The 20,179-nt window shown below is 53.5% G+C and carries 22 protein-coding genes and 2 tRNA genes; 12 read left to right on the top strand and 12 right to left on the bottom strand.

Annotated features, from left to right (window positions below; genetic code table 11):
* Nucleotides 1–8: 8 nt before the first annotated feature.
* Together TCELL_RS07530 and TCELL_RS00470 are read right to left on the bottom strand one after the other, a co-directional pair.
* Nucleotides 9–1,211 (bottom strand): right-handed parallel beta-helix repeat-containing protein, encoded by a 1,203-nt coding sequence (locus tag TCELL_RS07530; protein WP_238529023.1) that lies wholly within the window; start codon nucleotides 1,209–1,211, stop codon nucleotides 9–11.
* A gap of 63 nt (nucleotides 1,212–1,274) precedes the next feature.
* Nucleotides 1,275–2,036, bottom strand: a complete 762-nt coding sequence (locus tag TCELL_RS00470; protein ID WP_048162791.1) for a hypothetical protein — start codon at nucleotides 2,034–2,036, stop codon at nucleotides 1,275–1,277.
* Between the two features lie 233 nt (nucleotides 2,037–2,269).
* On the opposite strand from TCELL_RS00470, the gene TCELL_RS00465 reads away from it, so the two are divergent.
* Complete coding sequence (locus TCELL_RS00465; RefSeq protein WP_048162789.1) at nucleotides 2,270–3,481, top strand: hypothetical protein; 1,212 nt, start codon at nucleotides 2,270–2,272, stop codon at nucleotides 3,479–3,481.
* A 410-nt stretch (nucleotides 3,482–3,891) separates the two neighbouring features.
* On the opposite strand, the gene TCELL_RS00460 is transcribed toward TCELL_RS00465, so the two are convergent.
* Nucleotides 3,892–3,967: transfer RNA gene (locus TCELL_RS00460), tRNA-Gly, on the bottom strand.
* Between the two features lie 86 nt (nucleotides 3,968–4,053).
* Between TCELL_RS00460 and TCELL_RS00455 the strand changes: the two genes are divergently transcribed.
* Genes TCELL_RS00455 through TCELL_RS00445 form a run of 3 tightly spaced genes read left to right on the top strand, consistent with a single transcriptional unit; the run spans nucleotide 4,054 to nucleotide 6,030 of the window.
* Nucleotides 4,054–4,557, top strand: a complete 504-nt coding sequence (locus tag TCELL_RS00455) for a hypothetical protein (RefSeq protein WP_014736763.1) — start codon at nucleotides 4,054–4,056, stop codon at nucleotides 4,555–4,557.
* Between the two features lie 38 nt (nucleotides 4,558–4,595).
* Entirely contained in the window at nucleotides 4,596–5,837 is a 1,242-nt protein-coding gene (locus TCELL_RS00450) for an ORC1-type DNA replication protein (RefSeq protein WP_014736762.1), read from the top strand.
* A 1-nt stretch (nucleotide 5,838) separates the two neighbouring features.
* On the top strand, nucleotides 5,839–6,030 hold the full coding sequence (locus TCELL_RS00445; RefSeq protein ID WP_014736761.1) for a hypothetical protein: 192 nt from the start codon (nucleotides 5,839–5,841) through the stop codon (nucleotides 6,028–6,030).
* Here the strand turns inward: TCELL_RS00445 and TCELL_RS00440 are convergent.
* Complete coding sequence (locus tag TCELL_RS00440; protein WP_014736760.1) at nucleotides 6,017–7,300, bottom strand: replication factor C large subunit; 1,284 nt, start codon at nucleotides 7,298–7,300, stop codon at nucleotides 6,017–6,019. The genes TCELL_RS00445 and TCELL_RS00440 overlap by 14 nt on opposite strands.
* Nucleotides 7,301–7,309: 9 nt before the next feature.
* The gene (locus TCELL_RS00435; protein WP_014736759.1) at nucleotides 7,310–8,314 is read right to left on the bottom strand and encodes a replication factor C small subunit; all 1,005 of its coding nucleotides are present in this window, start codon (nucleotides 8,312–8,314) and stop codon (nucleotides 7,310–7,312) included.
* 40 nt (nucleotides 8,315–8,354) lie between these two features.
* Between TCELL_RS00435 and gins23 the strand changes: the two genes are divergently transcribed.
* The 4 genes from gins23 to TCELL_RS00415 all read left to right on the top strand — a co-directional run bounded on the left by gins23 (nucleotide 8,355) and on the right by TCELL_RS00415 (nucleotide 11,864).
* Nucleotides 8,355–8,936, top strand: a complete 582-nt coding sequence (gene gins23 / locus TCELL_RS00430) for a DNA replication protein Gins23 (protein WP_014736758.1) — start codon at nucleotides 8,355–8,357, stop codon at nucleotides 8,934–8,936.
* Nucleotides 8,929–11,052, top strand: coding sequence for a minichromosome maintenance protein MCM (gene mcm, locus TCELL_RS00425; RefSeq protein WP_014736757.1), 2,124 nt, complete (start codon nucleotides 8,929–8,931; stop codon nucleotides 11,050–11,052). Before gins23 ends, mcm begins: the two co-directional genes overlap by 8 nt.
* Nucleotides 11,053–11,221: 169 nt before the next feature.
* Nucleotides 11,222–11,491: a hypothetical protein gene (locus TCELL_RS00420; RefSeq protein WP_048162783.1), complete on the top strand. Its 270-nt coding sequence runs from the start codon at nucleotides 11,222–11,224 to the stop codon at nucleotides 11,489–11,491.
* Nucleotides 11,475–11,864 (top strand): thioesterase family protein, encoded by a 390-nt coding sequence (locus tag TCELL_RS00415; RefSeq protein WP_014736755.1) that lies wholly within the window; start codon nucleotides 11,475–11,477, stop codon nucleotides 11,862–11,864. Before TCELL_RS00420 ends, TCELL_RS00415 begins: the two co-directional genes overlap by 17 nt.
* Nucleotides 11,865–11,869: 5 nt before the next feature.
* Here TCELL_RS00415 and TCELL_RS00410 read toward each other — a convergent pair.
* Nucleotides 11,870–11,975: transfer RNA gene (locus TCELL_RS00410), tRNA-Pro, on the bottom strand.
* Nucleotides 11,976–12,033: 58 nt separating this feature from the next.
* Between TCELL_RS00410 and TCELL_RS00405 the strand changes: the two genes are divergently transcribed.
* Nucleotides 12,034–13,245 (top strand): HsdM family class I SAM-dependent methyltransferase, encoded by a 1,212-nt coding sequence (locus tag TCELL_RS00405; RefSeq protein WP_014736754.1) that lies wholly within the window; start codon nucleotides 12,034–12,036, stop codon nucleotides 13,243–13,245.
* 18 nt (nucleotides 13,246–13,263) lie between these two features.
* Here the strand turns inward: TCELL_RS00405 and TCELL_RS00400 are convergent, their stop codons facing one another.
* Nucleotides 13,264–13,653, bottom strand: coding sequence for an RNA-binding domain-containing protein (locus tag TCELL_RS00400; protein ID WP_014736753.1), 390 nt, complete (start codon nucleotides 13,651–13,653; stop codon nucleotides 13,264–13,266).
* Nucleotides 13,613–14,188: an AAA family ATPase gene (locus TCELL_RS00395; protein WP_014736752.1), complete on the bottom strand. Its 576-nt coding sequence runs from the start codon at nucleotides 14,186–14,188 to the stop codon at nucleotides 13,613–13,615. Before TCELL_RS00395 ends, TCELL_RS00400 begins: the two co-directional genes overlap by 41 nt.
* Before the next feature lie 84 nt (nucleotides 14,189–14,272).
* On the opposite strand from TCELL_RS00395, the gene thpR reads away from it, so the two are divergent.
* The 3 genes from thpR to TCELL_RS00380 are packed head-to-tail and all read left to right on the top strand — an operon-like array spanning nucleotide 14,273 to nucleotide 16,994.
* On the top strand, nucleotides 14,273–14,839 hold the full coding sequence (thpR, locus tag TCELL_RS00390; protein WP_014736751.1) for an RNA 2',3'-cyclic phosphodiesterase: 567 nt from the start codon (nucleotides 14,273–14,275) through the stop codon (nucleotides 14,837–14,839).
* Nucleotides 14,836–16,245 carry a CCA tRNA nucleotidyltransferase gene (gene cca / locus TCELL_RS00385; RefSeq protein ID WP_014736750.1) on the top strand — a complete coding sequence of 470 codons (1,410 nt, stop codon included), beginning with the start codon at nucleotides 14,836–14,838 and terminating at the stop codon, nucleotides 16,243–16,245. The genes thpR and cca overlap by 4 nt, the downstream gene beginning before the upstream one ends.
* Nucleotides 16,221–16,994, top strand: a complete 774-nt coding sequence (locus TCELL_RS00380; RefSeq protein WP_238529022.1) for a serine/threonine protein kinase — start codon at nucleotides 16,221–16,223, stop codon at nucleotides 16,992–16,994. The genes cca and TCELL_RS00380 overlap by 25 nt, the downstream gene beginning before the upstream one ends.
* On the opposite strand, the gene TCELL_RS00375 is transcribed toward TCELL_RS00380, so the two are convergent.
* The 4 genes from TCELL_RS00375 to prs form a co-directional block, all read right to left on the bottom strand.
* Nucleotides 16,963–17,226 carry a hypothetical protein gene (locus tag TCELL_RS00375; protein ID WP_048162780.1) on the bottom strand — a complete coding sequence of 88 codons (264 nt, stop codon included), beginning with the start codon at nucleotides 17,224–17,226 and terminating at the stop codon, nucleotides 16,963–16,965. The genes TCELL_RS00380 and TCELL_RS00375 overlap by 32 nt on opposite strands.
* A 215-nt stretch (nucleotides 17,227–17,441) precedes the next feature.
* Entirely contained in the window at nucleotides 17,442–18,194 is a 753-nt protein-coding gene (locus TCELL_RS00370) for a ribonuclease Z (RefSeq protein WP_014736748.1), read from the bottom strand.
* Nucleotides 18,191–19,189 (bottom strand): TRM11 family SAM-dependent methyltransferase, encoded by a 999-nt coding sequence (locus TCELL_RS00365; RefSeq protein WP_014736747.1) that lies wholly within the window; start codon nucleotides 19,187–19,189, stop codon nucleotides 18,191–18,193. The genes TCELL_RS00370 and TCELL_RS00365 overlap by 4 nt, the downstream gene beginning before the upstream one ends.
* A complete protein-coding gene (prs, locus tag TCELL_RS00360; protein ID WP_274379106.1) occupies nucleotides 19,186–20,076 on the bottom strand; it encodes a ribose-phosphate diphosphokinase in 891 nt (296 codons plus the stop codon). The genes TCELL_RS00365 and prs overlap by 4 nt, the downstream gene beginning before the upstream one ends.
* Nucleotides 20,077–20,179 lie beyond the last annotated feature (103 nt).

The raw sequence follows: 20,179 nt of genomic DNA, 5'->3' as shown, positions 1-20,179 counted from the left end.
CGGACTACTTACCTCCTCCGAACTCTAGTAACACTTCTCGCTATTAAAACAACGACTAGTAAGGCTAGGCCCAAGGCCAGGTAGGCAGCTACTTGGCTAGGTTGGAGGGTCGTAGCACCCGGGTTCTCAGGGCTCGTTGCAGGGGCAGTAGTCTGCGGAGTACTCTGCTGGGTCCACGGCGAACTCTGAAGAGTGGTAGAAGTGCTGTACGCCGTGTATCTTGGTTGCGTTGTCGTAGAGGTGGTCGTGCTCTGTAGACTGCTCGTGCTTGTTCTCTCACCCCCGCTGGTGGTTGACGACCAAGGAGGTGTTGGCAGTGCAGTTGTTACCGTTGTATGAACCGGGGTAGACGAGAACGGCGGTGCGGTAGTGGTTGTGGAGAATATAGTTGTAGTGGTACCCGTGGTCGTTGTAGCCGTCGTAGTGTGAGCGCTCTCGGTGGGGACCGTTGTGCTCGTCGTGGTAGGCGCCGTTGTCGTGGTCGCCGTTGTTGTTGTCTCGGTAACAGGTGGTGTAGTGGTGGTTGTGGTCGTGCTCGTGTTGACCTGCCCTCCGATTAACGGCGGGTATCGCACGAGAGGCTTCCAGTCCACGTTATACTCGTCGATGGTGTAGGGTTGGTCGCCTACACCGTCTCCATCGGCGTCTACCCCCTTGTAGTCCGACCAGTAGTTCCCGTAGTAGGTGCTATTCCACTGGAGAACGCTGTTCTCTAACGCCACTTGCTGTACGTTGTTGATAAAGGCGTTCCCGTAAACCAACCCGCCCGAGGTGTTGTAGGCCCTCAACCCCACGGTGTTATAAGCTACTATGGTGCCGTGCATGGTGAAATTAGGGGAGGCTAAGACGACAACCCCGTCCATGTTCGACTCGACCGTAGAATTGTAGATTGTGACGCTAGAGTTAACGATCTCGACCCCGGTTAGACTCCTCACCGCAACTGTGTCCACGATGGAGATGTCCTGGGAGTTCACTACGACAACTGCTACAACGTTGTCTGAGACGAAGAGGTCCCGGACGGTAACGTGGCTCGAGTTAGCAATGTACACGCCGTAGAGGCAATTTGTCATATTGTGTCCACTTATCACTACTCCAACAGCGTTAACGACGGCGAGACCAACCCCGTTATCGCAAGAGCTGGGCGGGGTATTGCTAAGAGTTGCGTGGACTGAAAGGGGGCCCGAGAGAGCAGCGGGTAGTACGCAGGTCACGAGGATTAATATAGGAATGACATCCCCCACGTTCAACCCCAGACCCTCCGCACATCGGCCACCCTACAAGCACACTCTCTCTTCTCCCACTAGTTCCTTTATCCTCCTTAATAGAAAGGTTACTCTCTCACTGAGACCCGTCTTCAGCCTGGAGACCTCTCGTAAGACCTCTACTATATCTTCACAGCGCTTAGCGCAACACCCCCTCGCCAGTATACACGGGGGTGGGTCGCAGTCTATTAAGGCGCAGGGAGTCGCGAGCTTCGCGAAGTCTAAGAGGCCGTGGAGACCCTCACAATCCGTACCCGCTAGTTCCTCCCTAACATAGCTGTAGTAGTCCGCTAGCACGTCGTAGAGACCCCTCTCTTTCAGAAACGCGCTTACTTCAAGGTCTTTTACAACGGTCGAGGCCAGGTAGAGGCCCTCTATGAAGCCCTCTCCTAGCTCCTCTTCTGTCCAACCCTCTACACGTATCAAGTAACTCGATAGCGAGCCGTGTAGTATAGCGTGGGCGCACTCGTGCGCGAGTAGGGCCCTTACAGTGCGTGGTTGCAGGTTCTTCAGTTTCTCGTAGTCCAAGTGGATCCTAGGCCACCCACGCCACGCGTCGTGGGAGACGGGGTAGTCCCCTACGACTAGGACGCCGAGTTCCCGGGCTTCGTCCTCCAGGAACCGCCTCTTAAGCCACGTAGACTCGAACACATAGACCTCCAGTATCTCTGGCGCTGTCTCCACCGCGTTGTAAAAATCCGAGACCACCTCTTCTACAAAGGACAGGAAGTCACCGGGCACCCGCCCCCTAGCCTCGAAGAACACGTGGGGCAAACTCCTATACACCGTAGCCTATGTGTAGTGATTAAGTGTAGACACATAAATCTTCCAACATAGAGTCGACCGGCGCGTGTAGAAGGAACATTGCTGTGTACCTCTCTCACCAACTGTAGAAAGGAGACGAACTAGCCGTTTACGTGCTCTTACAAGGTGACACCTTCAAGTAAGCGCTGTGGAGGATCTTGTATATAATGGGCCTGTGCTGGAATACCATGTGGGTATGAGCCTTGGAATCCGTGGTGGCCTCCTTCTGGTATAGTAGATTTAATAAAGTCGGCGAGATTCTCAAGAGCTTCTATGAGCACGTTTCGAGATCCAGCGGTCATATTGCCGATTACTTAGTTTTCCTGTCCTTGGCCGAGCAAGCACAATCATACCCTTGGGCTTATATAGACTATGGTTTTAGAGTGCCCGTTTACAGGACACTACAATGGCTTTACTTCACTATTAAGCCTGATTTGGATGGATTCATTAAGTGGATTAAGCGGTCTAGAAAACGTGGATGGGCTCTTGGGAGGTACTTAGTCTCTGAAATCTATAGGCAATTATCAAAAGAGTATGTCTTCCTGTGGAGCGAAGTAATGGGCGTGGCTCATGGGGATGAAGATACCTTAAGCAAGCTAAGCAAGATCATCAAGGAAGTTCTTGGCATGGAGAAAGAGCCTATTGAACTAGAGCGTATGGCCTTTGAGGATCTAGCAGGACTGAAGAACGAGCTTAAGGCCTGCTACGTCCTCATAGATCGCAGGAAGCCGTTTCTACCCTTCTCGATAATGCAAGCTCCCATAGTACCCTCACACGTGAGACCAGGCCTATCATCAGGGGACATCTACTTATTCGAAGAAAATTTGGTAGTCGATATTAAGGGTGGGTGGATTGATTCCAAGACTAAGCAACCAACATACTACTATAATAGTAAATACAACCTGTCTATGGAGTTAAAGAGAATAGCAGACCTCCACTACCTTTATGGAATTAGAAAAGCTATAGGTGTCGTCGCTGACGAGGAAAAACACATACACTTAGCCATATATGTTCCATGGAGATTATCTAGAGAAGAGGGGTCCCTCCTACACTTAAAGAGCATTAAGCCTCCCCTACTAGTCTACATGAATAAGTCTACAGACAAGGGCATAGAACCTCACAAAGCAGAGATTAAGGGTGGCGAGCTTACAGTTTCAATAGATGCATATTTACTAGACAATGAGTTGAAGATTGACGAGAAAACAGTTTCACTGAAGATCATAGGGGAAGAGGAGCTAGAAGCGGAGTACTCGGAAGCTAGAGTAAGTGGAAGAAAACTCCAGATGATATTTGGAAGAAGAGGCGGGGTAGACAAGGTCTTCGAGGTCAACAATGTAATGTTAGCTGTATTGAACGTGAAATTGGAGGACTTGAATGAGACATTGAGCTACCCAATTTTACTGTACAAGACTTGAAGGCGTGACTGTACTCTCAACAACTAAGAATACTGTGGTCATCGGCCGCCTAGTAGTCACAGCCTGTTTCACAGGGCTCTGTACGGTGTTAACTGCTGTCAACTCGCTTGTGCAAAAACGCGCAACTAACAAGCACGTGGTGCTGGGTGCACAGCGGTTAACGTATCAAAGTGTCACTTAATTTCTTCAAGACTGTGCGGCTGATACTCTCACGACTTTTACCGCGTGGAGCGTCGGAGCCACGTTTCCAGTGACTCTTGGAGGAGGGCGCGCATTAAAGTACCTAGTTTCGATGGCAAGCCCATCTGTATCATGGATGTTAGTGTCGGAGCCTTCGTTGGCGAGTAGGTTGCTGTAACCGTGATAAACAAGGTCTCGGGCACGGTTTGAGAAGCCGTGGTTGTTTTTAGTGCGGCGGCCGGGATTTGAACCCGGGATTTCCGGCGTGGCAGGCCGGCGTCCTAGTCCAGGCTAGACGACCGCCGCTCAACCATAGTTAATTAAATGGTTTTGCTTTTAAAACTTACCTCGGAGAGAGCTGACGCCCTAGCGAGTGGAGTGAGGAGGGGGGCTTGCCTCTGAAGTGCCCTAATGACGGGTGGAGACCCGCCCTGCTTGTAACCTGCCGGACTGGTACCAGAGCCTGGTGCGAGGAAGAAATAGGCGACGTCTTGTTCGAAGTGAGCCCCGATATCGTTGTCGTCGAGACGGGGTTCCCAGATGTGCTGGTCGTGTGTTCTAGTGCCGAGCCAAGACTACTATACAACAGAGCCAAGGGAGGAGAGTACGGGTTTGTAGAGAACATTGTTCCCGTGGACAGAGTTCTCTCTAGGCTAGAGGAACTGGAAGCGGCGATCAGGTTGATCGTCCGCGCGGGTGAGAGGGTCAGGTTGAGAGTAAAGTCGTTTGGTGTAAGGGGGGTCTCAAGCGAGGTGTGGCGTATGGCCGTAGAGTACATTGAGAGAGCAGGGGGTCTCGTAGACAAGTCTTCCCCGACTTGTCTCTACATAATGGTGTTCAAGGAGTCTATACTGCTTGGGAAAGGGCTGTGCAAGGCGGTTTTTAAGGAGACGTAGTGTTATTAGAAGGCTGAAAGTTTCAGGTGTCCTTTTCATTGGGCGAGGACGTTTGGAAGATAATAGAAGAGGAAGTTGAGAGGCCGTCGATTTTCAAGAGCAAGGAGAGCCTCACACCAGAGTACATACCCGACACCCTACCCCACAGGGAGAAGGAGTTAAAGGAGCTAGCGTCCTACTTTAAGCACCTCGTATCCTCGCCTGGTAGTTTCTCCCAGAGAGTCCTCTTAATAGGCGGTGTCGGGACGGGTAAGACGGCTACCGCTAGGGTTTTCGGCCGGGACTTCACTAGGTACGCGCTAACCAAGGGCTACAAGGTGAAGTACGCCCACGTGAACTGCCACAGCAACAGGACGCTCTACAACGTTGTAGCCGATATGTCCAGGCAGCTAAACGCCCCCCTGCCCTCGAGGGGGCTGTCCGCGAGGGAGATGTTCGAGGCTCTTTTAACGTACCTGGACGAGACAGACCAGTACGCAATAATATCCTTGGACGAGTTCCACTACTTCGCAAGCCTCGCCGGGAGGGACGCTGTCTACTTCATAGTCCGGGCCTACGACGTGTTCGAGACACCTGTCAAGAGGCTAAACTTCATCTTCATCTCCCAGGACACCGCCAAGCTCTCTCTTCTAGACCCCTCGCTCGAGAGCTACCTGCTACGGCACATGATTAAGCTGGAGCCCTATACCTCGGCACAGTTACTCGACATACTGAGGTACAGGGCCAGCAAGGCGTTCTACGAGGGTACCTACGACGACACAGTACTGAAGTTCATCGCCGACTACGAGGGGCACGATAAGGGTGGGGGAGGGAACGCTAGGCACGCCATAGAAGTCCTGATGATAGCCGGCGTAATGGCCGAGAACGAAGGGGCTAAGAGGATCACGTTGGAGCACGCGAGAAAGGCGATCATGAAAATCAGCAGGGACATCGTCAACGTGTCTGAGGCGATAAACTACAGCTCCCTACACGAACTGCTCATCCTCCTCGCGGCGGTGAGACTCTTGAGGAGAACCGGCAACCCGTACGTCAAGATAGGCGATGTCGAGAAAGAGTACGAGCTGGTCTGCGAGACTCTAGGCCAGCAGCCCAGAAGACACACCCAGGTATACGAGTACGTGATGAACCTTAAGAAGGCGGGTGTAATAGAAGCAAAGTCTAGCGGGAAAGGTATGAAAGGTAGGACGACACTTATAGGGATAAACTACGGCCCCCTAGACATGCTCGAGCAGTACCTCTTGGACTTGATCAAGAGGAAGATCGCGATTGGTGCGACTTAGAATGATCGACAGGAGAAAACTGGTCATAGAAACCCTTAGGAAACACGGCGAGCTGAACATAACGAAGCTGTCTAGGTTGACCGGGATACACTTCTCTGTCCTAGAGAAGATCGTTGTGGAGCTGGTCGAGCAGGGGGTAGTCGAGGAGAAGAGGTACGGTAGGCTAAGGATCGTCAAGCTCAGGTCTTCCTAGTTCTAGCATGCTTCTTCAGGTAAGACATTACCTCGCTGGCCTTACTCCCCGCGAGGAACTTGACCATGTCCTCGCTCAAGCCGTAGGCCTTAGCAATGCCGGCGGCCATTTTCGGGTTTGACGTGAAGATGACCTTCAGGTATGGTATGACGTCAGACTTCACAGTAGCCTTGCTTGTTAGTAGCCTCCTAGCTAGGGCCTCGGCAATGCTATCCCTTACTTCTCTGACCTTCTTGGTCTCGGATAGCAGCCTAAACCTCTCAGGGTACTTGAACGCCTTGAACTTCCCACTGTAAGTCTTTCTAGCGTAGGCGACTCCGGGCCCCATCATCTCCATGGCGTAGCTCAGTAGGTCCCACGACCCGGATTTGATGATCCTGCCCATGTACACGTCCGCCCTACTCAGGGCTTCAAAGGCCCTCGAGACCTCCTCGGGGTCTTCGTAGTAGGTGGGTATGTGCTCGTTGATCCAAACCTTCAGCGTGTCGTAGTCTATGTTGGCGGAGCTCACGGCATCTTTCGCCTGGAAGATGTACTTGGCGTTGAACACTCTTCTCAGCACTTCAAACGGGGCGTACTCCCTGTCCCTATAAGTGCTCACGGACATGGCCAGTTCTTTCGTGACCCTACCATAGGCCTCCGCGATGGCCTCGAGGTCGTTAATAGCGCTCCTCAAGTCGCCTTCGCTCCTCTTCGCTATCACGTCTAGGGCGTCCTTGTCGCAGCGGACTCGCTCCTTCTCGCAGATCCTGCTCAGCAACTGCACAACGGCGCCTTCCCTCAGTCTCTTAAACTCGATTAGGAGAGACACGTCCCTGAGAGGCCTTATGTTGGGGTTATACGCGTCGTTGGCTGCCATGACAACGGGGTGTTTAGAGTTCTCGATTAGCTGAAGTATCGCCTCCAGCCCCCCGGCGTCGGACTTCGGGTTCAGCCCGTCTACCTCGTCGAGAAATATCAGCTTGCCCCTTCCGCTGAGGCTACCCGAAGAGGCGGTGACTCTCAGTAGCCTGTCTATGTCGCCCTTACGCCTGTAGTCGCTCGCGTTCATCTCGTAGAGTTCAAGCCCGTAGGTTGCCGCGAAGGCTTGTACGAAGCTGGACTTACCGGTCCCCGGAGGACCGTATAGCAGGGCAGCCTTCTTCTTGACTTCCCCCTTCTTCCAGTCCTCGTACCAGCTTATAAAAACCTTTTTAGCCTCCTCCTGGTCGACGAACTCGTCCAAGTTCTTGGGCCTGTACTTGATTATCCACGGTAAGCGCTCACTCAATAAACCACCCTACGATGTGGGCCTGAACTTCTTCCCCATGAACGCGAGGCGTGCGAGGAAGGCGTTTAGCTGGATCTCGTCGTCTGCACCTTCTACTAGCCTGAACTGTATCTCGCCGGCGTAGTCGGCGATCATGATCCTGGCTTCGTCGGACAACTTTATGTCGCTGGAGAAGATCTCCCTGTGTATCTGCCTTATTATGTCTAGGCCGCTGAGGCCGTAGTTCAACATGAGCTCTCTTAGCTTGCTCCTGGCCTCGGTGAAGTTGCCGCTTAGAGCCAGCTGTAGCATCTGCCTCACCTCTTTGGGGTGTGCTAGCCCGACGACTTTGTAAACCGCTTCTACTGTGACCTCGCCGAGGGCAGAGGCGGCCTGTAGAATGTTTATCGCCTTTCTCATATCCCCCTCGGAGAGCTCGTGTATAGTCTCGAGTGCCTCTGTGTTATACTTCACGTTCTCCTTCTCGGCTATGTACTTCAGCCTCTCTACAACGTCTTCCCTAGATAACGGGGTGAACCTGAACACCGCGCACCTGCTTTGTATAGGCTCTATTATCTTGCTCGGGTAGTTGGCTATCAGGATAAACCTCGTCGTCGCGGTGTAGAGCTCCATGAGCCGCCTCAAGGCCTGCTGGGCATCGGCTGTCATGTTGTCGGCCTCGTCCAGTAGTATGATCTTGAACGGTACCTCGCCGGCAACCCTCGTCCTCGCGAACTCCTTCACCTTGCTCCTTATCACGTCGATGCCTCTCTCGTCGCTCGCGTTCAACTCCAGCATGTACTGCCTGTAGTTATCACCGTAGAGGTCGTGGGCAAGGCAGTGGGCTAGGGTTGTCTTTCCTGTGCCAGGCGGTCCTGCGAACAGGAGATGGGGCATGTTCTTCTCTTCGACAAACTTCTTGAGCCTTGCCACGACCTCTTTCTGGTTTACGACCTCGTCGAGGGTTCTGGGCCTATACTTCTCAGCCCATAAAAGGAGGGGTTGCTCGCTCAAATAAGATCGACCCCTGTTCATCTCTATCTGGTACTGGGTAAATAAACCACTTTTAATGGATATGATAGTGGTGTGGGCGCGGATGCTTTTCGAGCTGGTTTTTGGGAGAGTAATGGAATTCCTTAAGAGGGATTTCGAGGAGGACTCGGTGAAGATCGAGGTTTACAAAGACGGTTTAAGGCTAACGACCTTCGAGGGGGTTCTAGAGCTTGTCAAAGGTGGGGAGTACACCGTCCCGAGATGGCTCGCGGACTTACTTGCGAAGAAAGGCTACGTCAAGATAAAAGACGCCAGGATACCCGTGGAGAGCCTCTCTGTTTTGGCCTACAACGAGGAGACCGCCTACTCGAAGCCTCTCACCAACAAGCTGAAAGGGTTCTTCTACATGACGATGTTCAAGGCGAGGCGCGACTTAACCGAGGAGGCCAAGACTACGGGTGACCTGTCGAAATTCGAGGAGTTGAAGAAAATAGAGGACGCAATGGACTCTCTCCTAAAGTCGCGGGTTAGGAAGTTGGTCAACTACTCGCTCCTCCCAGACGTGCAGCAAGACGTTGAAGAGAAGCTTAGCGAGGAGGAGAAGTACCTCTTGAAGACACTACGGGCAATAGTGGCCCTCTGGAAGAAGAAGGTTGGTGAGTAGCGTGGTCGAGGCGGTACAGGGCAGGGAGGTCAAGAGGGCCGTAGACTGGAAATTGAAGTTCTACAAGTTCCTCCAGGACTTCAGGGACTCCGCGGGCGTCTTCAAGTACAGAGAGAGAATATTTAGAATGACCCACATGATGCAAAAGAGCTTAGTGGTGGACTTCAGCGACGTGATCCTGTATGACAGGGAATTGGCCAGACACGTCGAGGAAGAACCCGACCAGGCTCTAGAGGAGTTCTCTTCGGCGCTGATGGAGTACCTGGAGAAGGAGCAGCCGGAGTACAAGGAGGTAGTCGGCAAGGTCTACGTCAGGATCAGGCAGCCGCCCAGAGTGCTGAAGATAAGGGAGCTGACGAGCGACTACATAGGTAAGTTCGTCGCTGTCGAGGGGATCGTCACCAGGGTCACGAGAGTCGAGGCGAAGCTCGTTAAAGCACACTACATCCACGTAACGCCAGACGGGGATACCCATGAATTTGACTTCCCGGAGCACGGAGAGATGGGGGAGAGGATCGAGAAGCCCGTCGTGTGCCCTGTCTGCGGCAGGACGGGCAGGTTCGAGATCGACCTAGAGAAGAGCAAGTTCGTCGACTGGCAGAAGGTCGTGGTCCAGGAGAGGCCCGAGGAGATACCGCCCGGCCAGATCCCGAGGAGTATCGAAGTAGTGTTAACAGGCGACCTGGTGGATTCTGCCAGGCCCGGCGACAGAGCGCTCATAACGGGAGTTCTGAGAGTAATGCCGACACAAGCAGTACAGAAGGCTATGGGTAGGTCGGTCTTCTCGTTCTACATAGAGGCAAACCACGTCGACGTCCAACAGAAGGTCTTGGAAGAGATCGAGATCACGCGGGAAGACGAGGAGAAGATCAGAGAGCTGGCCAGAGACCCCTGGGTTAGGGAGAAGATCGTTGCCAGCATCGCCCCGTCGATCTATGGGTACCACGACATAAAGGAGGCGATCGCCCTACTGCTCTTCGGCGGGGTACCGAAGGTGATGCCCGACGGTACCAGGATTAGGGGTGACATACACGTACTACTCGTAGGAGACCCGGGTACGGCAAAGTCCCAGCTCCTCCAGTACACTGCCAGGATAGCGCCGAGAGGTATCTACACGAGTGGCAAGGGCTCCACGGCGGCCGGCCTCACGGCCACGGTCTTAAGGGACAAGACCACGGGCGAGTACTACCTGGAGGCGGGGGCGATGGTGATCGCCGACGGTGGGGTGGCCGCCATAGACGAGATCGACAAAATGAGGGAGGAGGACAGGAGCGCAATACACGAGGCCCTCGAGCAGCAGACAGTCAGTATAGCGAAGGCGGGTATAGTTGCCAGGCTGAACGCTAGAGCCAGTGTCCTCGCGGCGGGCAACCCGAGGTTTGGGCGTTACGACCTCACCCAGCCTATAAGTAAGAACATCGACTTGCCGCCCACGATCCTATCCAGGTTCGATCTCATCTTCGTTATCCAGGACGTCCCGTTACCCGAAAAGGACAGGAGGCTCGCGAGGCACATACTAGGAGTACACAGCGATATTGAGAAGGCTAAGCCCTTCATAGACCCGCAACTATTGAAGAAGTACGTGAGCTACGCTAGGAAGTACGTTAGACCACAGTTGACCCCGGAGGCCATGAGGCTGATAGAGGAGTTCTACGTGGCTATGCGTAAAGGCGGTATCAAGGGCGAGGACTTGAAGACGCCACCACCTATAGCTATAACGCCCAGGCAGTTAGAGGGCCTGATCAGGTTGGCTGAGGCGCACGCTAAAATGGCGCTGAAAGACAAGGTCACTATAGAAGATGTCGAGGAGGCTATAAGGCTAATGTACGCTACTCTGAGGAAGGTCGGATTCGACATAGAGTCGAAAACCATCGACATTGACGTCCTTGAGACAGGTGTATCAAGGAGCAAGCGGGAGAAAATGAAGGAGTTTGTCAGGTTCCTCAACGAGACATTCGAGCAGGTGCCAGAAATCGAGGTGAGCCAGCTAGTTAAACTGGCTAGAGAGAAAGGATTCGAGAAAGACTTCGTCTACGAGATGATCCAGTACCTCAAGAATAGCGGGGAACTTTACGAGCCGATGCCTGGGAAGCTCGCAAAGACTTCGAGATACTGACTTATAGGCAGTCATGCTCGGGTAGTTCCCGCAGGAACTACTTGAAACACTCAGTGGGGCGTAAGGAGCTCTTCACAGGTCTGTGCTGGAACGCGTCATCATCGGGTAGAATTATAGGTAAAAGATTATAAAATCCGTTTAATCTCCTCAAACTATGGGTGTTTACGGTATGAGCGAAGAGGTGGTGTTCGTCGTTAAAGTCGGTGGAAAGGAAGTCGAGATTAACGAGAACACGCTCGCTGTGTTGAGAGATTACTTGAAAGCGCCCATGAGCCTGGACGAGCTGGCCCGTAAACTAGGCCTCGAGTCCTGGGAGGAGGCCTACGAACTGATTAAGGCTGTACCGGCCTGGGTGCTCTGGACTCCCCCCTCGATGTGGAATAGCAGAGTCAAGTGGTACCTCCAGAAACAAGGAGGTGTAAATGAGCATCCAAGTTAAAGTAGGCGAGGAGTGCGTAGAAGAGTTCGTCGTAGAAGAGAAACACACCGCATCGCATATAGGTTCAGGCACAGTCTCAGTCCTGTCTACCCCCAGCATGATAGCTTTCATGGAGAAGACGAGCCTAAACTGCGTCCAGAAGTACCTGCCTCCACAGTATACAACTGTTGGCACCATGGTGAACGTGAGACACCTAAAACCAGCACCTCTTGGAGGTAAGGTTGTAGTGAAATCCAAAGTTGTCGAGTTCGACGGTAAGAGAATACTTTTCGAAGTCGAAGCCCTGTACAACAATGAGACAATAGGCAAAGGGCTACACGAGAGATACATAGTCGACAAGGAGAGATTCCTGGGTAAAGTTAAAGCCCGTTGAGGTAATGGGGCCGCCGGGATTTGAACCCGGGACCACCGGCGCTCCGGGACAACCCGGCTAGGCGGGGTATCCCCCCAGGCCGGCATCCTAGCCAGGCTAGACGACGGCCCCTCGAGTACTATTATACTAGTCTACACCCTTCTATTAAACCTAATCACGGGTATATCTAATGAGAGTTAACTTAGAGGGCGAACTCCACCCGGAGACGCTGAGGGTGCTGGAGGCCCTCCCGCTGGAGGAGAGGTCTCGGAGGGGCCAGTTCTTCACGCCTAGGTGGCTGAGGGAGGAGGTGCTGAAGCACATCCCCCGCCTCGTGGGGCCGAGAGTCCTCGACCCGGCTTGCGGGACTGGTGAGTTCCTGCTGTCTGCCCGGGGGTACTTCGTGGAGCCCGAGCTCTACTGCTGGGAGGTGGACCCCAGGCTGGCTGAAATAGCTAGGAGGGTGGTGACCGAGGCTAGGGTCGAGGTCGTCGACTCGCTTACAAAGCCGTTCAGGGAGGAGTTCGACGTAGTGGTCACGAACCCCCCGTACTACGAGTTCAAGCCCAGCGAGTGGGTAAGGGAGAAGTTCAGGGAGGTGATCTGGGGGCGTGTCAACGTCTACGCCCTCTTCGTCTACCTCTCCCTCAGGCTACTAAAGCCCGGCGGCTGGCTGGGCCTAGTCGTCTCCTCCTCTATGAACAACGGGGCCTACTTCAAGAAGCTCAGGGAGTACATCGTGAGGGTAGCGGACATAGCCTACATGAGGGTCGTAGACGACCCCTACGTCTTCGAGGAGGTCAACCACACATTCCAGGTGCTAGTCCTGAGGAAGGCGCCGAACACGGGCAGGTACGTGTTCAGGCGGGGAAACACACTCATATTCTCCGAGAAGGCGGAGGAGCTGAAGAAAGTATTCGAGGGCTCAGCGACCCTAGGGGGGCTGGGCTACAGAGTCCAGACGGGCAGGGTTGTATGGAACCAGCACAAGGACAAGCTGACCGACGACCCCAGACAGGGCGTCCTCCTCATATGGTCCCACAACATCAGGAGCGGGAGGCTAGTCCTTGGCAGCGGGCGGAGACCCCAGTACATAAGGTGGGGCGGGCCGGTGGATAGGGGTCCTGCGATAGTCGTGAAGAGGGTCACAGGCCACCCCAAGAGGCTCAGACTAGAGGCCGCCCTGGTACCACCCGGCGTGGTATTCGTCGCGGAGAACCACGTCAACGTGGTCTACCCGCCGAGCCAGGCGAGACTCGAGGAGTTGGAGAGGCTGGTAGAGTACTTGAACTCGGGCCTCGTGAACAGGCTGGTCAGCGCCATAACGGGTAACACGCAGGTCTCGAAGAACGAGCTCGAGAACCTAGTACCGATACCGCTCAGACTGGTGGGTCGAGACTGACCTAGGATGCCGGCACCTCTACGAGCTGGTTAAGTAGTCAATAGACTGGTCTAGGTCGTCGCCCTCTATAGTTATCGTGATTGGGCCTAGAGGAGACTCCTTTGGCGTGTCTATTAGTGATATCCTACCAACATACGCTGCTTGTTTGTGTAGCATAAGGCTCGTTGTATTGCCCCTCCTATTCTTGACAAGGTAGCTCCTCAGAGCGGGCTCGATCCCTTCAGCCCTTGCCCTGTCCCGCAGAGCACGCAGGGACTCAATGCTGTCTGAAACCCCTCTCACTATAAACCAGCCCTCTCTTACCTCTAAAACCAGTAGATCCCCTGCGAAGAAGTTCTGGACCGCCCTCTTGACCTTCTCTACGCTTTCAGTCGGACGTACTTCGGCCTCCACTGTTACCCTTGGCATTCGAGACCACCTTGCTTAATATCTTCTTAGCCTCCTTATACGCCTCCTCGAAACTCCCCTCGTTGACTATGAGGTAGTCGGCGAGGGCTATAACCGAGCCGATCCCAAAGCTCAGCTCTAGGGAGTCCCTGGCGTTAAACTCCTCTATACTCTTGGGATCCCCTGGTCTGTTTCTCTTAAGGAGTCTCTTAAACCTGGTTTTCGGGGAGGCGTGTACGGCTACTATCACCGTATCACCTGCTCTTCTGAAGGTCTCTACCTCGACCAGGCTTCTGACACCGTCTACGACTACGATCCCGCTTTTTCTCGGGAGCCTCTCTATGGTCTTGAGCGCGATGTAGTCGTCTCCGTGCTCTCTTCTGAGTTCCGAAGAAGTTTTCAGCATCAGATCGGGGGTGATAATCCCGTACCTTTTCAAGGTCTCTTCTCTAACAACGTCGCCCATGCTGACAACCGGCAGTCCCATCTCCTCTGCTGCTTTCACTACTATGCTCTTCCCTGCTCCAGGCATTCCGGTCAAGAGTACCAGTATCATCTCAGACCACGGGGTAAAAGCCTATTAATCGAATATATCAAACCTTGTATTTATCTAGAGTTACACGACGAGGGTGTCGTTAGCGTGCCGTTACACAGGATATTCATAGCCGTCGACATAAGAGACAAGCAGGTTCTTGCGAATTTAGCGAAGTACATTAGAGAGATCGTGTCGACGGGAGCGGACGTCAAACCTGTCGAGGACGAGAACTTGCACATCACGATAAGGTTTATAGGCGAAGTGGACGACCAGGTAGTATCCCGTGTATGCGACGTCGTGAAAAGCCTAAGACACCAGGTTTTCCTTGTACACGTTAGCGGTGTAGGCGCCTTCCCTTCTGTTGAGAGACCTAGAGTCGTCTGGGCTGGAGTACTAGAGGGGTCTAGTGAGTTAACAAAAATACACGACTTCTACGAGGAGAAGCTAAGGAAGCTGGGTGTTCAGCCAGACAGGGAGGAGTACATACCCCACGTAACGCTGGCGAGAGTTAGGAGTAGTAGAGGTATAAGTGAGCTTGTTAGGCTGATAAAGGCCTCTACCGGTATAGACTTCGGGAGCTTCACAGCAGATAGAGTGGTGTTAAAGGAGAGCTTCCTCACGCCGAGGGGGCCGGTATATAAAGACGTGTGCGAGGTCGAGCTGCTGAAGTGACGGACCTCGAGGCTCTGCTGAAGAGCGTACTGGACGAGATCACCCCGACACCCCACGAGAGAGAGAAGATCACAAGAGTCTACGAGATCATTAAGACCAGGTTAGAAGAGCACCTAAGAAGGAACAACGTGTGGGCTGAGGTCACCCTACAAGGCAGCGTGGCACACGACACCTGGCTCAGGGGAGACCGGGACATCGACGTCTTCGTCTTGTACCCCGAGGACTGGTCTGTCGCGGATGTGAAGACCAAGGGCTTCGAATTAATCAAGGAGGCTGTTAGAGACGTCGGGAGGGTCGAGATAAGATACGCCGAGCACCCCTATATTAGAGTATTCGTGGAGGACGTCGAGGCAGACATAGTCCCGGCTTACAAGTTGAGTTCTCCATCTCGAATAAGGACGGCCGTGGACAGGACACCCTTCCACACAGAGTTTGTGAACTCCCATCTAAAGGGGGGTTTAAACAACGACGTGAGGCTACTCAAGAAGTTTATGAAGGGTATTGGCTCGTACGGGGCCGAGATAAAGACAAAGGGGTTTTCGGGTTACGCTGTAGAGCTACTAGTGATCGCCTACGGGGGTTTCCTGGACGTACTGCGTGCGGCATCCGAGTGGAGACCGCCGGTGTACGTGAACACCCTGGGCGAGGAGTGGCTGTTTAGGAGATCCGTGGAAGTACTCACGAAGAGGTACCCTGACAGCGTCATCTACATGCCGGATCCCGTGGACCACGCAAGGAACGTCACCGCGGCCGTGAGCTTCGAGAAGTTGGCGAGGTTCATACTAGCTTCGAAGTGCTTCCTGAGACACCCGAGTAAGACCTTCTTCGAGAACCGTGTCGAGTACGACCTCGAGACTCTCGAGAGTTCGCTAGGAGGTAGGTGTATCGTGGTAGTTGAGGTCGAGTCCGAGAAACCGCTCCCACCCGAGGTTGTATGGGGTGAAGTCGACAGGGTTAGAGACCGTTGTGTAAAACTACTGTCTGGGCACGACTTCTTGGTCTATCACTCGTCGGCCTGGACAGACGACTCCAGGAAAGGGGTCATTGTCGTAGAGCTCGACGAATGCGCTAAACCCGCGTACAAGTTGTACGAGGGGCCGCCCTTCTCCGAGCTGGACAGAGTGTCAGACTTTGTCTCGAAGCACATTGGTAAGTCCGTTAAGTTGTGGTTGGATAGGGATGGCAGGTTGATGTCTGTGTCCAGAAGACCTGTTCTACGAGCTGTCGAGTTACTAGAGAGTAAACAGCGCGAATACCTTGTATCACCACACTTCAAGGCTAGCAGCCCCACAGTCTACGAGCTCACACCTGCGAAGCTTAAAGAGATAGCCTCCAAGTACGGTGAGGAGTTCCTGCGGGCGTCACTGGGGAAGGTCGAGTCTTGGCTTCTCGAGTGCACGAGTTAGAGAAGCAGGACACCTACGTCTCCAGAGTACTGTGCTTTCCTAAACCGAGCTGCGCCGAGTTAAGTGACCGCGTCTCGAGACTGGTCAGGGCAGGATTTCTAAGCCTAGTCGAGGAGGGCAAACTGTTCCAGGGGATCAGGGTCTTGGGGAAAGGCTACACCTCAGTAGTCGTACTAGCACTACACGCGGTGCACGGACTAGGTGCTCTAAAGGTCAGGAGGCTGGATAGCCGCAGGGCAAGCCTCGCCACTGAAGGAGAGCTCCTCTCCTATGCGAGCACGCTCGGAGTCGCGCCACGAGTCTACTACTACGATGACGACTACGTTTTCATGGAGTACCTCGACTCGAGTAAATGCACCCCCTTCGAGGAGAGCCTGGCTAGGCTGGTCGTAAAAGGGGACGTCGAGGGGGTAAGGAGTGCAGTGTCGAGAGTGCTCGACGCTCTATTCCTCCTAGACAAGCACGGCTTATTTCATAGAGAACTAAACAGGCCCGGCTCACACATAATGGTGTGCGAAGGTGGCGTGAAGGTACTGGACTGGGAGTCTGCGAGCCGTAGTGGTAAGCCCTCTAATCTAACCCAGCTCGTCTCGTACCTCCTCCACAGGTTCAAATACTCCGACCAACTCAAGAGGGCACTCAATATAAAAGAGGACGCTGTGCTGGAGACGCTTAGGGCGTACAAGAACTCAGTGAACGAAGAAAACCTGAATAACGTCAAGCGGTGCCTTGGGCTGGTACAGCTATAGTACTGGCAGAGAGGCTTGTTGGTAGTCTAGCCAGCTTGAGGCTGTAAAGCCTAGGCCTGATCGTGATGTCCTTTACTGTTGGAATCCTCAGCTCGTTGTGGCAGTGGGGGCATACACCACCGTATAGGTTGTAGACCTCCTGAGGAGTGGGGATACCGTAGTAGTCCTGCCCCACATATCTGAACTCGAAAATGACCTCACCACAGTGGCTGCACACGTACTTGATTGGCATCAGAATGCACCGATGTATAATAAGCCGGTAATACCGCGGTATAAGGAGTAGGTACATATTAATTTACTCCCTTGTTTAAATCTGAACCGTGGCAAGCCTTTAAGTAGTATTCAAGTTTTAAATAGGTCGTGTAATGTAGTTAAAGCCATCTCCCTTAAATCTTGAAGCAGTAAGGCGAAACTAATTAGGGAGAGTAGGGCCGTCTAGTTGAACGTCTAGAGTATGAGGGTCATGAAGTCTCTTGCCACGACTAGCTTCTTGAAGAACCTGTACGCGTCAACAAAAATCGCGGTGTCGTCCTTGTACCTGGAGCTAAGGTGCGTTAGCACTAGCAACCCTACACCGGCCTCGCTGGCGGCTAAAGCAGCGTCCCTTGCTGTAGAGTGTCCTTGCTTCAGGGCCTCTTCCGAGTACTCGCTCGCGAATGTAGCCTCGTGTATCAGGATTTTTGCGTTCTTTGAGAACTCCACTATGCTGGGGCAAGGCCTGGTATCGCCCGTGTAGCTCACAGTCTTGTCCCCGACTCTAACCAAGTAGCCGTGGGCTTCCACGGTGTGGCACACTGGGTACGGGGTTACCTCGAGGTCGTTCTCCTTGTACACTTCTCCTGTTCTGCCAACTACAACGTTGACCTCGAACCCAACTTTCTCCAACATGCTCTCGAGAACTCCACTAATCAGTTGCACTACCTGCTCTGGTGCCACCACGTTTAGCTCGCTCTCCCTCCCCAGTAGGTTCATTGACTGTACTAAGCCGAAAAGGCCGAGGTAGTGGTCTCCGTGGCCATGCGTTATGAAGACAGTCTTGACCTTGAGCGGGCTGAGCCCTGCTTTGAACAGCCTGTGTTGGCACCCCTCACCTGCGTCTAGCAAGTAGATGGATGAGTCTACTTTGAGGGCTACGCAGGGTAAACCCCTATTGATAGGTATGGCCGCCCCCGTCCCTAGGAAAACGATCCTACTGTTCAAACCGGTACGACCACGTATATTACTCGGGCTAGACTACTGTGAACGTACATATAGTGTTTACTCTTTATTAAACCACCTACACGTGTGATAACGTCGTCTACTTCGAGCTCGACCTCCGCTGGGACCATGAACACGACCCGCCCCCACTTAACCACACTCTCGAGAGCCCTGGATAAGAAGTTCTCGAGGAGCTCCCGTAGCTCGACCCCCCTGGTGCTAGCACCTCTACCGTAGGGAGGGTCTGTGACGACAGCGTCGATGTTCGCGAAGGAGGCGCGACTCCCGTCTGACAAAACAGGTATAGAAGGGTTCTTGTTGTGCCTCAGGTTCCTCGCGAGCCCGTTTATAATACTCCAGTCTATGTCCACCCCTATTCCGATCACCCCGATCGAGCGCGCCTCCAGGATTATCGTCCCTGTTCCAACGAAGGGGTCTAGTAGGACTCCACCTTCTTTAACCGCTGATAGGTTTACCAGAGTTCTCGCGAGCGACGGAGTAATCGCGAAACTCCTGTCGAAGACCTTCGTGTAGACCGGTCTACGTTTAGCTCTGAACAGCGTCCTACCCACTACTACAATCCCGCCCGAGAAAATCAGCCTGAGTGAAGGCCCTCGACGGTACCTGGTCGTTAGCCCGGTTTTCTCCTCTAACACCCCCGCTAGCCTCTTCAGCTCCTCGCCCCCCCAGTAACTGTGGAGCTGTGTTACGTGGATCCACTCGGAGCCCTTTGCCAGGTCCCTGAGCTTACCAGCTAGTACGTTTACGTCCTCCCAGCCCGCTAGAGATCCGAGGTCATACACCTGACCAACCTCTCGCACATTACTAGCTCTCTCGGCAACCCTCTTCCAAGCACTCTCGTTAGAGTGCCTCACCACGCATATCATCGGCCAGCAGAAGACGCTGTGCCCCCTGTCGTAGAGCTCCAGGAGTGTCTTAAGCTCGCTTTCCGAGATGTCCTCATTCTCGCCCGACAAGATGTAGTAGAGAGTACTCATTGCTCTAAACAGACCTCTTTCAGGAAACCGCTAATCCTCTCCGCAACGCTTACGTAGTTGATACTCGGGCTGTTGTGAGTGACCCCCAGAGTGTCTGCGAGTATTATTTTAGAGAACCCGGCCTCATAGATTTTCTTCATGGCTCCACCAACTAGTAGACCGTGCGTGGCCGCCACGACGATCCTGCGTGCTCCCTGCGAACGCAGGAACTTAGCAGCCTCCGCCAACGTCCCGCCGGTACTTATTATGTCGTCTACGATCACCACGTCTCTCCCCGCCACGCTCACGCTCTTCGGTTTCACAGTAACTTCACCAGTCACTCTGTCTCTCTCTTTTATCAAGTAGTCGAACTCTAGGTTCAACTTGCTGGCGGCAAAACTGGCTCTCTCCAAGGCCCCCCTGTCTGGGGCCATGACAATGGGGTCGGCGACGTACTTCAAAGCCTGGGCTACCAATATGTCGGATACTAGTATATTGATCCAGGGTCTACTCCCGAGAATGCCCGGGTTGTGTACATCGACTACCAGACCCCGTTTTATTGTCCTTGTTAGCACCTCTAGGACCACCTCCGCCGATACGGGCTCTCCTTGGAGAAACACCTTATCTTGCCTCATGTACGGGAGGTATGGTGCGACGAGAACAACGTTTCTCCCACCCGCCTTGTGGACCGCGTTTAGTAGCAAGAGCGTCTCGACGAGAGCGGTGTCCTGGTTCGGGTACATGGTGTTCGCCACTGTGACACAGGTGGAGCCGAGGTCGGACGGCAAGCCCTTGAGCCTCACGTAGACCTCTCCGTCGGGGAAGACCTTCTTCTCGACTTCGACCACTTCTGCCGCGAGGAGCTTAGCCAGTTCCATCGATTGTCTAGTAAAGTTGGAGCCAGGCACGATCAGCAAAGAGGTCTCACCAAGAGAGGAATAACGCACGGGAATAATAAACCGTAACCACACGTTTATGAGACTCTCTAATCAATACACATTGGAGGGTGTT

It is taken from the genome of Thermogladius calderae 1633 (assembly GCF_000264495.1).
Lineage (GTDB): Archaea > Thermoproteota > Thermoprotei_A > Sulfolobales > Desulfurococcaceae > Thermogladius > Thermogladius calderae.
The sequence above is the reverse complement of the archived record's forward strand: the minus strand, read 5'-3'. Positions and strand labels throughout refer to the sequence as shown.